General features: G+C 27.9%; 21 protein-coding genes, 1 other RNA gene and 1 pseudogene. 3 read left to right on the forward strand and 20 right to left on the reverse strand.

The features are described 5' to 3' along the window. Nucleotides 1-93 precede the first annotated feature (93 nt). From ACOBWH_RS06505 to ACOBWH_RS06525, 5 genes are all read right to left on the reverse strand, one after another. Nucleotides 94-1,029 (reverse strand): alpha/beta fold hydrolase, encoded by a 936-nt coding sequence (locus tag ACOBWH_RS06505; RefSeq protein WP_424526205.1) that lies wholly within the window; start codon nucleotides 1,027-1,029, stop codon nucleotides 94-96. 135 nt (nucleotides 1,030-1,164) lie between these two features. Continuing rightward, a complete protein-coding gene (locus tag ACOBWH_RS06510; RefSeq protein ID WP_424526206.1) occupies nucleotides 1,165-3,072 on the reverse strand; it encodes an ABC transporter ATP-binding protein in 1,908 nt (635 codons plus the stop codon). Between the two features lie 98 nt (nucleotides 3,073-3,170). Next, complete coding sequence (locus tag ACOBWH_RS06515) at nucleotides 3,171-4,097, reverse strand: hypothetical protein (RefSeq protein ID WP_424526207.1); 927 nt, start codon at nucleotides 4,095-4,097, stop codon at nucleotides 3,171-3,173. A 149-nt stretch (nucleotides 4,098-4,246) separates the two neighbouring features. Further along, an RNA gene (gene rnpB / locus ACOBWH_RS06520) (RNase P RNA component class B) lies at nucleotides 4,247-4,615 on the reverse strand. A gap of 69 nt (nucleotides 4,616-4,684) precedes the next feature. Then, entirely contained in the window at nucleotides 4,685-5,011 is a 327-nt protein-coding gene (locus tag ACOBWH_RS06525) for a DivIVA domain-containing protein (RefSeq protein ID WP_424526208.1), read from the reverse strand. 90 nt (nucleotides 5,012-5,101) lie between these two features. On the opposite strand from ACOBWH_RS06525, the pseudogene ACOBWH_RS06530 reads away from it, so the two are divergent. Then, nucleotides 5,102-5,585: pseudogene (locus ACOBWH_RS06530) on the forward strand (Holliday junction resolvase RecU). On the opposite strand, the gene ACOBWH_RS06535 reads toward ACOBWH_RS06530, so the two are convergent. Further along, nucleotides 5,560-6,120, reverse strand: coding sequence for a DnaD family protein (locus tag ACOBWH_RS06535; RefSeq protein WP_070407013.1), 561 nt, complete (start codon nucleotides 6,118-6,120; stop codon nucleotides 5,560-5,562). The pseudogene ACOBWH_RS06530 and the gene ACOBWH_RS06535 overlap by 26 nt on opposite strands. 27 nt (nucleotides 6,121-6,147) lie before the next feature. Next, the gene (locus ACOBWH_RS06540) at nucleotides 6,148-6,420 is read right to left on the reverse strand and encodes an HU family DNA-binding protein (RefSeq protein WP_424527435.1); all 273 of its coding nucleotides are present in this window, start codon (nucleotides 6,418-6,420) and stop codon (nucleotides 6,148-6,150) included. Nucleotides 6,421-6,650: 230 nt separating this feature from the next. Between ACOBWH_RS06540 and ACOBWH_RS06545 the strand changes: the two genes are divergently transcribed. Then, nucleotides 6,651-7,442 (forward strand): Pr6Pr family membrane protein, encoded by a 792-nt coding sequence (locus ACOBWH_RS06545; protein ID WP_424526209.1) that lies wholly within the window; start codon nucleotides 6,651-6,653, stop codon nucleotides 7,440-7,442. A 525-nt stretch (nucleotides 7,443-7,967) separates the two neighbouring features. Here the strand turns inward: ACOBWH_RS06545 and ACOBWH_RS06550 are convergent. The 11 genes from ACOBWH_RS06550 to hpt all read right to left on the reverse strand — a co-directional run bounded on the left by ACOBWH_RS06550 (nucleotide 7,968) and on the right by hpt (nucleotide 15,611). Further along, complete coding sequence (locus ACOBWH_RS06550) at nucleotides 7,968-8,234, reverse strand: hypothetical protein (RefSeq protein WP_424526210.1); 267 nt, start codon at nucleotides 8,232-8,234, stop codon at nucleotides 7,968-7,970. A 67-nt stretch (nucleotides 8,235-8,301) separates the two neighbouring features. After that, on the reverse strand, nucleotides 8,302-8,808 hold the full coding sequence (locus tag ACOBWH_RS06555; RefSeq protein ID WP_424526211.1) for a hypothetical protein: 507 nt from the start codon (nucleotides 8,806-8,808) through the stop codon (nucleotides 8,302-8,304). Between the two features lie 31 nt (nucleotides 8,809-8,839). After that, a complete protein-coding gene (gene deoC / locus ACOBWH_RS06560; protein WP_424526212.1) occupies nucleotides 8,840-9,502 on the reverse strand; it encodes a deoxyribose-phosphate aldolase in 663 nt (220 codons plus the stop codon). Next, nucleotides 9,489-10,484, reverse strand: a complete 996-nt coding sequence (locus ACOBWH_RS06565; RefSeq protein ID WP_424526213.1) for a Gfo/Idh/MocA family protein — start codon at nucleotides 10,482-10,484, stop codon at nucleotides 9,489-9,491. Before ACOBWH_RS06565 ends, deoC begins: the two co-directional genes overlap by 14 nt. A gap of 52 nt (nucleotides 10,485-10,536) precedes the next feature. Beyond that, nucleotides 10,537-11,196, reverse strand: coding sequence for a lipoprotein (locus ACOBWH_RS06570; protein WP_424526214.1), 660 nt, complete (start codon nucleotides 11,194-11,196; stop codon nucleotides 10,537-10,539). A 43-nt stretch (nucleotides 11,197-11,239) separates the two neighbouring features. Continuing rightward, nucleotides 11,240-11,812, reverse strand: a complete 573-nt coding sequence (locus ACOBWH_RS06575; protein WP_424526215.1) for a hypothetical protein — start codon at nucleotides 11,810-11,812, stop codon at nucleotides 11,240-11,242. 12 nt (nucleotides 11,813-11,824) lie between these two features. Then, entirely contained in the window at nucleotides 11,825-12,547 is a 723-nt protein-coding gene (locus tag ACOBWH_RS06580; protein ID WP_424526216.1) for an RsmE family RNA methyltransferase, read from the reverse strand. Further along, entirely contained in the window at nucleotides 12,547-13,122 is a 576-nt protein-coding gene (coaE, locus tag ACOBWH_RS06585) for a dephospho-CoA kinase (protein WP_424526217.1), read from the reverse strand. Before coaE ends, ACOBWH_RS06580 begins: the two co-directional genes overlap by 1 nt. A 38-nt stretch (nucleotides 13,123-13,160) precedes the next feature. Further along, nucleotides 13,161-13,847, reverse strand: coding sequence for an SGNH/GDSL hydrolase family protein (locus tag ACOBWH_RS06590; RefSeq protein WP_424526218.1), 687 nt, complete (start codon nucleotides 13,845-13,847; stop codon nucleotides 13,161-13,163). A 482-nt stretch (nucleotides 13,848-14,329) separates the two neighbouring features. After that, nucleotides 14,330-14,980, reverse strand: a complete 651-nt coding sequence (locus tag ACOBWH_RS06595; protein ID WP_424526219.1) for an ECF transporter S component — start codon at nucleotides 14,978-14,980, stop codon at nucleotides 14,330-14,332. Nucleotides 14,981-15,023: 43 nt separating this feature from the next. Next, nucleotides 15,024-15,611 (reverse strand): hypoxanthine phosphoribosyltransferase, encoded by a 588-nt coding sequence (hpt, locus tag ACOBWH_RS06600; protein ID WP_424526220.1) that lies wholly within the window; start codon nucleotides 15,609-15,611, stop codon nucleotides 15,024-15,026. A gap of 111 nt (nucleotides 15,612-15,722) precedes the next feature. Between hpt and ACOBWH_RS06605 the strand changes: the two genes are divergently transcribed. Continuing rightward, nucleotides 15,723-15,917 (forward strand): R3H domain-containing nucleic acid-binding protein, encoded by a 195-nt coding sequence (locus tag ACOBWH_RS06605; RefSeq protein WP_424526221.1) that lies wholly within the window; start codon nucleotides 15,723-15,725, stop codon nucleotides 15,915-15,917. A 44-nt stretch (nucleotides 15,918-15,961) separates the two neighbouring features. Here the strand turns inward: ACOBWH_RS06605 and ACOBWH_RS06610 are convergent, their stop codons facing one another. Together ACOBWH_RS06610 and ACOBWH_RS06615 are read right to left on the reverse strand one after the other, a co-directional pair. Continuing rightward, nucleotides 15,962-16,480 (reverse strand): hypothetical protein, encoded by a 519-nt coding sequence (locus ACOBWH_RS06610; RefSeq protein ID WP_424526222.1) that lies wholly within the window; start codon nucleotides 16,478-16,480, stop codon nucleotides 15,962-15,964. A 230-nt stretch (nucleotides 16,481-16,710) separates the two neighbouring features. Further along, nucleotides 16,711-16,854, reverse strand: a complete 144-nt coding sequence (locus ACOBWH_RS06615) for a hypothetical protein (RefSeq protein ID WP_424526223.1) — start codon at nucleotides 16,852-16,854, stop codon at nucleotides 16,711-16,713. Nucleotides 16,855-17,025 lie beyond the last annotated feature (171 nt).

Consider the following 17,025-nt stretch of genomic DNA (forward strand, 5'->3'; position numbering starts at 1 on the left):
GCAGTTATGATAGTTAATTGAATATATTAAAGCAAAAAAAAAAAAAAAAACAAGTGGGTACACTTTGTTTTTTTGTAAAAATTAGACTTTTAATTATTGAAAAAGACTTTTATTATAAAAATTTAAGATATCTTGATAAATTTCTTGTTTAATTGGTTCATTTAAAATCTCATGACGGGCATTTGGATATAATTTTACTTTAACTCTTTTCCCTGCTTTTTTATACAATTCAACCGTTTGTAATACTGTCTTCCCATATTTTCCAACCGGATCATCTTGTCCCACAATAAACAACAGTGGCAAAGTATTTGGTGTTAACTTAATATTTTTTTTATTGGTAATAAACAATAATCCCATAAACATATCTTTAAAAGCACTTGTTGAAAAAACTTGGCCTGTTAACGGATCATCAGCAAATGCCTCTTGCACAGTTTTATCCGTTGCCAGTCATTCTGTCCCCAAGTTACCTTCATCTTTATAGCGAACATTTAATGGGGCATAAGAAAACTTATAAATAAAATTATCTTTTGATTTTGGTTCCTTAATTTTTTGACCAATTCTAGCCATTTTAATTGAGAATTTTAATAATCTTTTTGGATAATGCGCTGTTCCACAAATTACTAAAGCTGCAATATTTGTTTCATATTTAATAGCATAATGGCGAACCATAAATGACCCCGTTGAGTGACCAAACATCACAATTGGTCTGTTCGGATAACAATGTTTAATATAAGTTGTTACTTCATATAAATCATCAATAATTTTTTCTCATCCTTCTTCTTCGGCAAAAAACCCCAAATTTTCAGAACAAGGCGCTGTTTTCCCATGTCCGCGATGATCCTCTGCAACAACAGCATAATTGTTTGCAACTAAAAACTTTGCAAAATCCTCATAACGTAAAGAATGTTCAACACTACCATGAACTAACTGCACCACTCCCCTAATGTCTTTGTCGTTTGCAGGTTTTCATTCATACATTTGTAATTCTGAACCATCACGTAATTGTTGTTTTCACTCTTTGAATTTCATATTTTTTACCACCCTTTCATTTAAAAATAAATTTGCTATATTTTACCATTTTCATATTACTATTAAAAGCATCTTATTTAAAAATAGTAATTTCAACTAAACAAAAAGAAAAAGTGTCATTTAACACTTCTCTTTTTAACGGCCTTGATTTCCAGCACGATGAAGTTCACGGAACGGACCATCAATTGTAATTAATTCATCATATTTTCCACTTTGAATAATTCCTTGTCCTTTTCCCAAGACAAAAATTTTATCAACATTTTTAATCGTACTCAATCGGTGGGCAATTGAAATTGTTGTTTTACCAACCATAATTTTTTCTAATTCAGCTTGAATTTCTTTTTCAACAATATTATCTAACGCACTTGTTGCTTCATCTAAAATTAAAATTTGAGGATTTTTTAAAATCATCCGTGCAATAACTAATCGTTGTTTTTGCCCTCCAGACAACATAAATCCACGTTCACCTAGAATAGTATTATAACCATCTTTTCAGCCCATAACTAAATCATGTAAATTAGCTTTTTTACAAGCTTCAATAACTTCTTCTTCGGTTGCATTAAACATTCCATAACGAACATTGTAAATAACATCACCAAATAAAATTTTTGGTTCTTGTGCAACATAACCAACATGTGTTAAATAACTTGCTAAATTTAAATCTTTTAAATTGGTATTGTTAATAATAACTTCTCCACTGGTTGGATCATAAAAACGTAACAATAATTTTGAAATGGTTGACTTTCCACTTCCAGTTTCGCCAACAAAAGCATAACTTTTTCCTTTTTCAAATTTCACCGTTGTTTTTGGTAAAATAATGACTCCTGGTTTTTCTGGATATTCAAAAATAATATCTTTAAAAACAATATCCCCCGTAATTTCATTAACATTAGATGCATCACGGTTTGGGTCAATTGTTGTATCAACACGAATTAGTTGAATAATTCTTTTTGTTGATGCTGTTGCCCGCGCTAATCCTGGCACTAATCCAGTTAATGTTCAAATTGGGAAGGCTAAAGTGTTAACCCCCGTAATAAAAGCTGGTAAAACTTTCATAATGTGGTTAGTACTTTCTGTCCCCTTATTACCATATAAAATAATACTTGATAAGACAACGATAACAGTTAAACTTAATGCACAAAGAATAATAATTGTTGTCATTCGTGCTTGAATGCGGTTTAAACGACGATTAATACGGTAGTATTCCTTATGAATTTGTTCAAAACGAACACGTTCATATTCTTCTGTTCCTGTTGCTTTGATTAAAGCAATTGAAGCAATGCGATCAGTTACATCCCCATTAACATCAGTAATTTTAGCACGAACATTTTCTGTTTCTGATGCTTGTGAACGGAATGTTACAGCAACTGCTGCCATAAATAAACTGGTTGCTCCTAAACAAATTAATGCTAATTTTCAATCAATATTCAACAACACTATTGCACTTCCAATAAAGATAATTGGAATACTAATTAAGTTAGCTGGCGTTAATTGTGATTCATCTCCAATAATTTGCGTATCATTAATTAATTTTGTCATTGTTTCTCCAATTTTTTTATCAGAATAATAACCAATGTTTAAATTAACTAAGTTATTTAAAACGGCATTTCGAACATCAATCTCAATATTCCGCCCCAACATTCCTCCAACCCGTTCACGAATGTTTGTTGTGACAACACCAATTACCAAGACAACACCAATGATGATTAATCAAATTCATCAGTCTAATCCAGTTGTTACTGCCCCCGGGTCATTTCCAAATTCAAATAAAATTTGGGTCATTAACTTATTTATTAAAAGGGTAATTGTTACAATTGATGTTGAACTTAAAACTAAAGTAAATAAAATTGTAAATGAACGTAATAAATATCGACGATAATAAATTGCAACTAACTTAAAAAAACCGATTCGCGGTGCTTTAATCTCCTTCATCATTTCTAATGGCGTTTGCTGCTTACGAGTCTGATTTTTGTGGTCTAATTCGTTATACTCCAAGTTTTTTTCAATCTTATTAATATCAATTAACTCTTTAATTTTACCCATAAACTCACCTCTTATTCTAAATAAGTTTTATCAATAAACTTTCTTATCATTGCATTATAACAAAAAATAAAACTTTTTTAATGTTTTAAAAAAGTTTTTTAGACATATATTCCATATCGATCAACCAACTGTCTTGTTCGTCGTTCTAATAATAAAAATAATGTAGCATTAACAATATATTTTGCGGTAAATATTCCAAAGAAAATTCCAATAAAAATTAAGGTGTGCTGTCATAATTCAAAAATGGAAGCCATTCCACTGTTGTCATGATCATGGTCATGGCCAGCATGAGCAACACTAACACCATCTGATCAATTAATAATTTCATTCGGTGTGCTAACTGTTGGTGCTAACATATTAATCCCGTGTTTAATCATATGAACATGTTCTTCTTCTAAATGTGAATGACCAGTGTTTACTAAAATTTTTGCAACAATTAGAAACGATAATGCTTCAACTAAAGCACATAATGGAATAATAATTACAAACGCTAAAATTTTTTTGGTTCAAGTAATACTAATAATTTTATGATGGTGATCATGAGCTTTTTTAACATGATGATATTCATGAATTGCATGATCACCAACATCTTCAGGAACCTTTACTTTGTAATAAGCATTAAACAAAATATAATAAATAAACCATGTAATAAAAATAACCAGGATGTTAGAAATCATAAAAAACGCCATTTCTATTCAGGTGTGGTGACCATCAATTAGATTATGAATCCAAGGTAAAGCTATCCCCTCTAATAAGGCAAGCCCTAATCCAACAATTGAAATTGAATAAATGATCACTAATGTATCAAAAAAGCGTAACCCAAAAGTTGCTCCTCAGGGGGTCGGAATATTAAAAATCTCTAATAAACTCAAACAAACAGCAACTGCTAAAAAGATTGCTGATACTGTAATTTTAAAAGTAATCGACCTTTGATTATATAATTCTTTGTGAAATAATGATTTTTTAATTCGAACCCAAATCTTATCGTTCTTCACGGTTAAATCATTGTTACTATTTTTCTTCATATTTTTTTTCCTTTCTTATTTATAAAAATTATAATTTATTTTTTTAAAAAGTCAAGCCCTTAATAAATTTTTAACAAAATAAATTAAAATCAATTTTAATAAAAAAAAAAAAAAAAATAGAAGTCCTATTTTTATTTACAAAGTCATAACATCATAACCCACGTTCTGTTTTTTATTTAATAAAATAAAATACTAGTTATTTATCTATCAATTTGTTAAAATTGATCTTCTTATTTTCTTCTGCTTTGAAAAAAGAAGTTCCCTTACCAAAATTTAGGTTTCTCGCTTGTGGGGTTTACCCGTTCCATTTTTTAAATTTCTTTAAAAACTCGTTTCTGTGGCACTTTTATAGAAAAAATTCCATATTAATAAAAAACTTAGGATTTTTTTCAGCCGTCATAAGGATCCCTTATGCCTAATCTTATGAATTAAATTAGCACAAACACTACAATCATCACAGATTGTGCGAGCGTGGAGTTTCCTCTATTAACTGTTGTTAATAGCAACTAGTTCTGTTATAACTCATAATAATTATACTATATCTTAAAAATAAAATGTTAATTTTGCTAATAACTAGTTGTTAAAATTTAGTCATTATTTATCTTACCTTCTAAATTATGGATTCGTTTTATTAGATCAGCTTTTGAAAAACCTTCTGCTTCTAACCGTGCTTTTTGGGCTTTTGTTTCATCAAGTTGTGCTCTTAAAACATCATTTTTGTCTTGCAAATCATTTATTTGTTGACGCAAATATTTAATTTCTTTATTAAAATCATTCGTAATTCCTTCAAAAACTCGATAATCAGTGGCAATCATATCTAAAAACATATCAACTTCATTCGGATCATAACCTTGGTAATCAACTTGAAATTCCTTATTAATGACATCAACTGCTCGCAATTTAATTGTTTTCATTTTAACACCTCTTTTACAAGGAACAAGTGTCCTTTTTTGTTAATTATATTTAAGGAGGAAACAATCATGCACCTGCCCAATAATCGTGGAATGTTTTTAGAAACTTTACTTAATTATACTATTCAAAAATATTTTGATCATAATATTGGTCTCTTTTTTAAACGAGTAGTCAATATTATTCCATTGGAAAAAAACAGCATATAATCACAAAAAGTTATTTTAAAGAAAAAACTGGTTGTGATTATTATGGTCTTTATCAAGGCCATTATATCGAATTTGAAGCAAAAAAACCAACCAGCAAAAATTCAACTTAAACAATATTAAAACACATCAGTTAAAACAATTAGCTTTAGTTAAAAAACATCATGGCATTAGTTTTATTATTATTTATTTTCATTACTATGATCGTTATTTCATCTTATCATATCAGAAATTAACAGAATGAATAAAACTAATATCAACAAAACAAATCCCAGTTTCTTTTTTTGAAGAAAATGGTTATGAACTTTTTCTGACCCTGCCTAATTTTCTTGACTTTAAACCAGTTCTTAATCAATTAATCAATTGTATTTAGTTAATGATTTTGGTTTATTTTTAAGATAATTATCAATAAACTTAATAAGTTCTTTAAACGTCATTTTTGTTTCTTGATGATTAGTAATAATTAGGGTTAATTGAAAATCAGAAATTTTATTCTCTAAGTAAGTATTTAAAGTAGCTTTATCGTGTTCATTTAAAGGTTCTTGCAAAATTTGATTGACTTGATCAAACAAAATCTTTTTTTCAACATTTAACTCTAAATTTTCGATTGCAATAATAATTTTGTTAAAAATTGGCGACAAATCCATTTCCAAAACATCTTTTTTCATCTTAATATCAATAAAACCATCTTGTTTTAATTGATCTAACATATTTTTTGCTTTTGTTTCAGTAAAATTGGAATGATTAGCAATTTCTAACGGAGTGATGAACCTTTTATCAGAAGAAGAACAGTTCATAATCAACATGATTAACACTAACTGTTCTTCTGACAAATTTATTAATTTGTAATGGCTCAACAAAAATCGCCACTTATTAATACTGCCCTTGTTAAATAAATTATTTAACATTACAGTTAAACCTTAACTAACTGCTAATTAGTTTAATGCATCTTTTAATTGTTTAGCTGCTTTGAATTTAGCTGCTTTAGAAGCTGGAATTTTAATTGTTTCCCCAGTAGCTGGATTTCTTCCATCTCTTGCTGCTCTTACTGATACAGCAAATTTCCCAAATCCTGCAATTGCGACTTCATTTCCTTTTACTAAAGTTTCTTTAATTTTATCAAAAGCAAAATCAACAATTTCTCCCGCTTGCGATTTTGATAAATTAAATTGGCCTGCAATTAACTCTGCTAGTTCTTTTTTTGACATCATTACACCTCTTCTAATTAAACCTTATAATTTAGGTTTATATTATCTTACCGAATTTTATTTAAAATGTATACCTTTTTCAAAAAAAACATTAATTTTGCAAGACTCCTCTTATCTTAATTAATTTGTCCAGTTTTTAAACTAATCAATGCTACAATATTTATAGTAGTAATTGCAGAAATATTAGAATTACTACAAATCAAGCAAGAATCAAGGAGAAATAGTTATAAATGACTTTAAAAATAAAATTAATTTGAAAGCAGATTTATAAACTATTTTTTGCAATAGTTGGAATTGCCATCTTAACATGAGCATTTGTCAATGGGATTCTCAATCAAAATGATATTATTAACCGTTACCATGGTGATTACACAGTATATACATTAGATTTTTTTACAACTTTTACTTGTTTATCAAACTTAGGAATCTTATTCTGATTCTTAATTAGTGGAATTCGCCAACATCAAGAAAATAAAAATAAAATTCAATCATATCCAGTTGCGCTAGCCACCGCTTGTTATATTACCATTACTTTTATTATATATAATTGCTTACTATTACCAACACAACCCTTGCCAGGAAGTGCCTTGGGATGAATTACAACTGTTATTGATCATATGACAAATCCAATTGCATTTGTCGTTTATGTCCTATTTTTTATGGAAAACAAGCAAGAAATTAAATTAAAACAATTTTTTCACACAAACTTTTGAAAATATGTCCTTGTTTTACTAGGATATTGTGCTTACGCAATGATTAGAGGCGAATTACGTCGTCTTTCTGGTGATCATTTTACTTGACCTAGAAACACACCTGGCGTAACTGAAAATCGTTGATATCCATATTTCTTTTTAAATGTCCACGGAACCTTTTTTGGTTTGCCAGGATATGTGTGATTTATCATTGCTTTTATCGCAATTTTAGGAATTTTAATTGGTAGTATGTATTTATATAATTACTGTAATAATAAAATCATTAAAACAAAATTTTACCAAACTTTGCAAAAAATAAGTACTACATAAAAACCATCTTATGATGGTTTTTATTTTTTTAAAAATGAAAATAATTTCCTAAATTTAACCAATATAATTATTTGATAATTCCGAAACCCTTCAAAAAAGAAAATGATTTTTTACCTTTTTGCGAGATAATAAAAGTGATAATCAGAACATTATTATTTAAAATTAATTATAAAGAACTACTTACAAAGAAAAACCGAATACATTCTTGTTACCTTTTGTTACTTTAAATATTAAATTTTAAATCCTAAAATATTTATTAAATAATAATGTGACACCAATTCATTCTAACGATGCTGCAAGAATGAAGAAAAAATGGTTAATACTTTATAATAAATATTATGCTGCTGAATATTATAAAGTACTGTATCAAAAACAGTAGAAACTTTTTACAATAAAAATCTATTGACAATATTTTCCTACCTAATATTTTCTTTAGGCAACAGGCAATCCCCCTCGCTTGTTTATTGTAACCTTTAAAATAATATTCATTTAATTGATTAAAACCTCTTAATTTCTTAAGAGGTTTTATTTTTTTAATTCAACTTGTAATACATATTCTTTTGTGACGTGTGGTGCAAGATGATTAATTCATGGTTTTTGATCAAATGGTGTTGTAGCATAATTAATATCATCTTGATGTCCATCTCATGGTTCAACACAAATATATTTTGCATCATTTTGACATTTTCAAATCAAGACATTAGGATATCCCTTTGTTGTTAAACGAACAACCCGTGTTGGATCAACAATTAATACTTGTTCGGGGTTGTTTGATTTAACAAAGCATAACATTGTCCTGTTGTAAAATCATACTCATCTAATTCGATTTCATTTTTGATCTCCGTTGTCATTGCTGTTCCTAAAAAACTCCACCCGGAATATGGGTAACTGTTTGGGGTTGATCAAATATAATTTTTCCTAAATGATCATCACAAATGAACGCTGGATGCCATCCAAAATTATAAGGTAATGGTTCTGAATCAAGATTAGTAATTTTAACCTTATTAATTAATTCCGTTCCTACTAATTGGTATGTTACTTCTAATTTAAAAGTAAAAGGATATTGTTCATAAAAAGTTTTTGTTGCAACATATTCAACAACTAACGTATCAGTTGTTTGTGTCACAACAACTCAATCAGTAATAGCACGAAAAAAACCATGTCCTGTCATGTGATATGTTTTATCAGCAAGTTGATATTGATCATTAATTAGTTTTCCTGTAATTGGAAAACAAATTGGTCATGATTTTTTTTCAAGTACTATCTTGCTGATAAACATATTCCTTACCACTTTTTTTAACGAAATTAGTTCAAAAGGATTTTTACTGATTTGTACCTCTAAATTATCATTTTTTAATATGTACATTCTTTTGCCCCCACTGTTCTATTTATTTTAATTAATAACCTACTAAGTGTGTTTTATCTTGCATAATCGCAACACCACCACTAGTTCCAATTCGAGTTGCTCCTGCGGCAATCATTGCTAGAACATCGGCTTTGCTACGAACACCCCCAGCCGCTTTAACTTGTAAACGATCACCAACTGTTTCTTTCATTAATTTAACATTTGTCACTGTTGCTCCTGCTTTACTAAAACCAGTTGACGTTTTAACAAAATCAAGTCCTGCTTGTTCTGCTAATTGACATGCCTTAATAATTTCTGCTTCTGACAATAAACATGTTTCTAAAATAACTTTAACAACAGCTGTTCCCGCCGCTTTTTTACATGCCGCCATATCAGCTGCTACTAAATTATAATTGTTTGACTTAAACTGACTAATATTCATTACCATATCAATTTCATTCGCTCCCTCTTGCAAAGCATTAGTGATTTCTGTTACTTTTGTTGCTGTTGTATTTGCTCCTAATGGAAAACCAACAACAGCACAAACATTAACAGCACTATCTTGCAATAATTCATGAGCTAATGACACATATGTTGGATTAATACAGACTGAAGCAAAATCATATTGTTTTGCTTCAAGACATAACTGCTTAATCTCACTAGTTGTAGTATCTGGTTTTAATAAAGTATGATCAATATATCTATTTAATTTCATTTAATAGTTCTCCCTGTTGTTCTTCGTTAACTTGTACTGCTTCTAAAATGCGAATTGCTGCAATAGAATAATCTAATAACCGCTGCATTTCAGGATAATTCCCTGTATTTATTATATTCACAAAATGTTGTAATTCATAATACATTTTATTCTGATGTTCAGCTGCTAATGGAAACATCATTGTCTTGTTTGTTAACCGGTTATATATCATAATTGTTTCTAATTTTGTTAAATTAGTAAAATTAATTGTTGCATCGTAACTTAAAATTTCACTATCACTAATTCCGACCGCTGCTTTTGAACAAACAATATTTGTTAAAATATTATTGTGATGACGTAAAAGAACAACGTTATTAATATCAACACCATTTTTTAACTTGTGACTCATTGCTTTGACATCTTTAACTGGGCCAAATAAAGCAACTGCTAATTCTACCGGATAAATTAACATATCATACAATGAACCTTTCCCTAAGGTTTTATCAAAAACAGAATTATAATCATCTAATAAAACTTCTTTCATTCGACTTGAATATTGGTTACAATGAAAAGTTGCTAAAAACGGATGTATTCTATTAACATTTTCTTGTAAAACTTGGTATGCTGGTAAATGAAGTGGCTTAAAAGCCTCCATTAAAAAAACATTATTAATAATTGCTACTTCTCTTAATTCAATTAACTCTTGAGCTAAAAAAGTTGCTGGTTTTTCAATTAAAACATGTTTTTGTTGTTGTAAAAAATACTTTGCTTGTTGATAATGTAACCCATTTGGTGATGCAATATAAATAATATCAATATGATCTAACATATCTTCAAAATTATCAACTATTCGTACTGATAAATTATTTTTGAACGCAAAAATTTTAGCTTTTTCTAAACTACGTGAGTAAAGACAACTAACTTCAACTCCCGATACTTCCCGACAAGCTTCAATAAATTCACTAACAATATTCCCAGTTCCAATTGTTCCAATCTTTAACATAAAAGCACCTCACTATGTACCTTTCATTCTTGTTAAGTAGTTGGTAAAATTATTAATTAATAACTGTATTAAAAACAAGATCACTAGTTGCAAAGAATTCACTTGTTGCACCATCGGCTGTAACAGTAAAAGTATTAGTAGCTTTATCATATGTTCCTCTTAAACCAAGTCCTGTTAAATCACTTTTACCTAGTGCATATCCGCCTAAAGCGTTAAAAGCTGCTGTTTCTAATTCACCTTCTGCTTTAACTTTTAATGTTCTTTGTCCTTCTGGTTGTCAATCTTTTATGTTAGGACGAAGATCAACATATGCTTTTGGTGTTGCTTCTAAGTTTCCCCACATTACTGAACCTTTAATTGATTTTGCCCCATCTTTTACCTGCATTTTAAGATATACTTGTTTAAAAGTTGCTGGTGTTTTACCAATTGTAACTGTAACATCCACTTCATTTCAAGGCAAATAAATTGGGATAATATTTTGAATTCCTTTTGTTATCCCTGATTCTAAATTAATTTTATCATTTACAATTACATTATCTTTTTTCAAACTAAATTTATTGTTTTGCATTTTATCAAAAGCAAATAAACTTAAATCTAATTTATCACCAATAGCATCGTTCCCATTTTTTGGTTGAGGTATACATGCAACAACATTGGTACTAACTACTGTTACTAATGAAATGCTAGTTAGTAGAACTAAAAATTTCTTCATTTTTTCATACTCCTTTATTAATTATCTTTTTACTAATTATAAACTAATTACTATTATTATCATCAAAAAAAGGATTTTGTGTTTTTTTTGTAGAATCATCTTTTTCTAATGCTAAGTCAGCATTATCTTTTTGCTGTTCTTTTTCTCATAATTCAGAATCTTGTCAATTTTTCTTGACAATAAAAATTCGTTCTTCAACACGAACAATTGATTCTAAAACTGAGAAAACAATCGTTCCTACAAAAACAGTTGGAAACCAAACATATCAAAAAATAAAAATTTGAGCTGGATTTAAAACTTTTGTATTAGCTAAAATTAAAAAAAACAAACTAATAGCAAAAATTAAATATTGTCCAATATAAAAAACTTGCATAAAAATAATATGTTTTCGTAATAATTGAAATGGCGTTTTTTTCAGTTCATGAATTCGAACTAAATGGTAAATAACAAAAATAACAGTTGCAAAACCAATTAAGACATAACCAATTTTATATCCCGTTACTGCCGCAATATTTCATTTTTGTAATCCTAGAATTAAAAAAATTAATACTAAACCGGTATATAATATTACATTTGCGACACTAACTAGTGCTTTAATCAATACTACTTTTGTCATCCTTGCTTTCTCCTATAACTCTTTTTCATACATAATCATTGTTAAAATAGCCAATGGTGCTGTCTCTGCCCGTAAAATTCGTTGCCCCAATGAAACTGAATGATAACCATACGTTGTTAAAACCGCAATTTCTTCTTCGCTAAACCCACCTTCTGGTCCAACTACAATCGTAATTCTTGTAAAATCTTGGTGTAAAAAGTTTTTTAATTGTGAATAATTTGGTGCAGCTTTTTCATAACAAACAAGATTTACATCACTTTGATATTTTTGAAAAACTTTTAAATCACTTTCAACATCTTTTATTAACGGAATCTGATTTCGATATGCTTGTTCACTAGCTTCTTTACAAATTTTTGTTCAACGTTCAATTTTTTTAACGTTATTTTCACCTTTTAATTGTACCATACAACGTTTAAACTGAAAGGGAATGATTTCATTAACCCCTAATTCAGTAGCTTTTTGCAGTAAATAGTCTCATTTTGTATTTCGAATTAAACCAGCAATTAAACGAATCTTAATTGGGCTTTCATGATTTTGTTTCAATTTTTTTGTTAATTTAAACAAATAATTCTGTGGCAAAACAACTTTAATTGTTGTTAAATAATGTTCAGCATTATAAATACAAATTATTTGTTCATTATCTCTTAAACGTAAAACTTGTTTAATTTGTTTAACATCATCAACTGTTAAAACAAAATAATCATTGTCTAATGTAGTTGCAAAAAAACGATGCATTACTGTTTATCTCCTAATATTTCTTTCATTATTTTATCTAATTGGTCATATAAAAATTGCAATGATTCAGTGGTTTCAATTTGATAATCTGGTTTAATATCTTTAAATAAATTCTTTTGAATTTTTAATAATTGTTTTGTTTGTCCTGCTGGTTGCTGATCACGAACCGCAATCCGTGCTAAAATGGTTTCCTCCCTAGCAGTAATTAAAATCTTAGCTTTAAAAGTTACAGGTAAAATATTAATTCCCACCGCTTCAATTAAAAAATTTTGCAATGGATTATCATTAATTATTGTTAATATCTTGTCGCTTACTTTTGGCCACAAATAATTATTTAACTTAGTATTAGCTGTTTGATTAGTAAAAATAATTGTTCGTAAATAAGAACGATCTAAAACCTCATTTTTAACAACTCCTGGAAAAGTTTTGTTTAAGAACATTAAAGTTGTTTTTTCTTGCATAATTTCTTTGGTGATTTGATCAGCATTTAAATATGTTAAATGATATTTATTTTGGAGATATTCACAAGCGCTAGTTTTTCCAGTTCCAATATAACCATAAATGCCAATAATCATTCTTATTTATTCCTTTCAAAATGTTTGACAAGTATAGATTAATTTACTGCTAACAAATTGTCAGTAACAATAATATCAAAAATGGCTTGTGCTACCGCTGAAGTTTCCGCTGGTGTATAATGAATTCCATCATATTTTGTTTGATCTTCTAAATGCGGATTAGCAGTTAATTGTAAATTAACAACAGGAATCTTTAAATTAGCAAAATGTTCTTGATAAGCCCCTGGTAATGAAGTTAATAATTCACCATCATGCATCGTTAATGCTTTTGGTGGACAAACAACTAATACTTTATAATTAATTTCTTCATGATTATCACGATGAAAATTTTTCATTTGATTAATTAATTGTCCTAATGAACTAACAATCTTTTTTTCAATTGGATAGTCTGGTATTTCTTTTAATTTTGCATATGCATCATAAGCAAAATAATCGTTTGTTCCTAAAAAAATAATAAACAAATTAAACGGACTTGCTTTTTGATATAACGCTAATAAATTGTCCATCCCATTATCTTGTGGAAATCCAAAATCAATTAATGGTTTAATAATTGTTCGCCCTGGTTGGGCATCAGTTTGAATTTCAATTTCTGTTGTTTGATAATGTTGAGTTAATAAATTTGTTAATTTTGCTGGTCAATTATCTGTTTCTGACATTTTACCAATGCCCATTGGTAAATAACCAAATGTTAATGAATCCCCTAAAATTGCAATTTTTTTCTTCATTGAAACCACTCTCTCCTCTATACCATTATTTTATCTTACTTATAATTAATTATGCTTTAATTTTTAAAACTTTTTGAAAAAAGGAAATAATTCATGCTAAGCCAAATAAACTTCGTAATGCATTATTTAAATCCTGATAGACTCGCAAATATTGGACTAATGTATAAATTAAAAATATTAGCGCAATAATGATAGAACAAAAAAATCATAATAACATCACAACCATAATATTTACTCACTCAGTCTTATTGTTTTCTAGTTGATCAGAAAATTCATCTGTAGTGTGAAATCGAGCTAAAAAATAGCCTAGTAGCCATAATAAAAGATATCAAAAATATAACAGTGGTGATAACAAAAAAAATAAGTCCTGCCGGTTGTTTCACTATTTATCGCTTCTTTCTTATTATTAATTTTATAATGTTCTTAGTAAGAAGACAATACAGATTATTTTTTTAAAAGTAATTTTTTTAATAAGATTAAAATTATAAATAAAGTTTTCGTAAAGCATAAGCCACCGGCGGAAAAATTGCAACCGCTAATGCCATCTCGGGTAAGTAATTTGTTGCTAAAATAAGCCAAGTAAAAGTTTTAAAAATAGCTTGTTGATCAGGATTAGTATAAATTAAGGGACCAATAAAATACATAAAAACTAAAACAAAAATAGTATTTAAGGTTGCTGTTGTAAAAGCAATAATTACATTATAAATTTTTAAATAGTGGTGTTGATATCATGTTAATTCAGTAACTTGGTTCGCATAAATTTTTGCTTCAATTTTATCCGAAATCTTTGTTAAAAAATAAGCTAAAAGGCCAACACAAAGTCCCATTAAAACCCGCGGAACAACAGAAAATAACGGATTAATAAAAATAAAAGCTGTTATTCCTGGTGAAATAAATGTTTGAACTAACGAAGACAAACCAAAAACAAGACCATAAATTAAACCTGATCAAATTAAATTTAGATTCATTGTGACATATAAAGCATACATTCCAATTAAAAATAAAATGTGCATTAAAGTCAGATTAACTGGACCAACTGCAATATATCCCAATGAAGGAACTAATGCAAACAATAAAAAAATGGCAATAATAATACTATTAATTGTAATCATTCTTGTTGTAATTTTTTTCATTTATGCCTCCAATAATAATTTCACACTTACTATTATTGTTTAATTATTTTTTTGTTCCTCATTGTCATATTTTTAATTTTTCCGGATCAGCAATTGCAATATATGGTAAATTTCGTAAACGATCTTCATAATCTAATCCAAAGCCAATTAAGAACGCATGAGGAACATCAAAGCCATATCAATCAGCAACTAAATCCACTTCCCGTCCCGCTTTTTTATCTAATAAAGTAACAACTTTAACACTACGAGCTCCTTTTAAATATAAATATTCTTTAATCATTTTAACTGTTTTACCACTATCAATAATATCTTCTACTAACAAAATATCACGGTTTGTGACTGGAATTGGTAAATCTAGTAAAATTTGTGGAACACTATTACTTTTGACCCCACCAAAATATGATGAAACAACCATATATTCAGTTTCACATTCTACCCTAACTAAATGGGAAATAAATTTTGCCATAAAAGGAATACAACCTTTTAGTAACCCTAAACATAAAATAGTATTATCTTGAACTGGATATTCATTAAGATAATAACTACTAATTTCTTGTCCTAATTCTAAGCATCTTTGTTCAATTTCCTCTACAGTAATTAAAACTTCTTTTACCAGTGGATGTAATTTCATTTTTTTGCCTCACTTAATATTAATAAGTTAATTATAATATAATCAAGTCCCAATTAAAAGGTCCTTAGTTTTAAAATTAAATTTATTATTATTTTTAATTATGATAAATTAGTGTTATTTGAAGGTTTACAAAATGCTATTAATAAAGTTTTGACATCAAAAAAAGAACAGATTTTACCTGTTATGAATAGAGAACACCAGAAATTAGTCCATAAAAATGTTTTAAAGTTTCCGGAGGTAATCTCAAAATCAATTGGTGCGAAAAACAATCGGGAAATTGTTCTTAAATATAATTATAAGAAATAGGGACTATCTTAACCAAGAGCAAGGCTTATTTTTATGCTTTAAAATTAACTAATATTTTTATTAATTTTTACTTTAGGTTCATAATTATTAGCTTCCGTTTTTGCAGATATGATACCAAATATTGAACCAATTAATAGTAAACTACTGCTAAAACCAAAAAATATGAATAACATTACTAGAGCAAAAATCATTAATTCATCACTAATATTAGCCGTTTTGATAAAGATTAAAGGCAGAAAAGAAACACACAATAAAAGTAGACCACTGCCAATACCGAAAAAATAACCTAATCTTTGTGTAGCTGATTTTCTTGAATTAATTAATATTATTACAATAAAAAACAACGAAAAAACAGTTAAAATAATTCCGACGTTTTGAATTGAAGTTAAACTAGCATGTAAACTATTTTGAATTCACCGAAATAAGCTACCAGAAAATTTTTCAATTTTGCTATTAATAAATCTTTTAATTAAAATTAACAAAGTTGCAATAATAAGAAAGTGTAATAATGTTATCATATAATAAATACTTAAATTTGAAATTGTCTTTGAAAATCTGTTCATCCGATACTCTCTCCTTTATTATTTTCATAGTGATTTTAATAATGTAAATTGTAAATGCAAGTGCAACAAATCTATTGATTAAATAATAACATATTTTATATAAAACAAAAAATGTTATTTATTCAGAAGACACTTATATCTTAGATTTCAACTTCAATGAAAATCTTTATATCTATTAATTATTGTTAAAAATTTATCTAAATGTTCCTTATTAACTATTAACATAACTACTATTTTATGTGTTTTTTGTGATTAACCATATTATTTTCTTGTAATTCTTTATCAATTAATTGTTTTTGATAATCAATTTTTTGAACACTTAATTTTTTGAACATTCTTGTATATCCGCGATTAGATCATCATCCCTTATTCATTTATAATACATGATTAGTATAATTTCTAATTGTACTATTGTGTTTGATTTCTTCCATCTCTTTTCTCTTATTTTTTCAATATATAAATACTTATGCTCTTTTATACAATCATCAATTTTAGTTAAGTTAATAAATAAGAAAATATTATTATATTTTTCTAATAATTTTTCC

This window comes from Spiroplasma endosymbiont of Glossina fuscipes fuscipes (assembly GCF_049669535.1).
Taxonomy (GTDB): Bacteria; Bacillota_I; Bacilli_A; order Mycoplasmatales; family Mycoplasmataceae; genus Spiroplasma.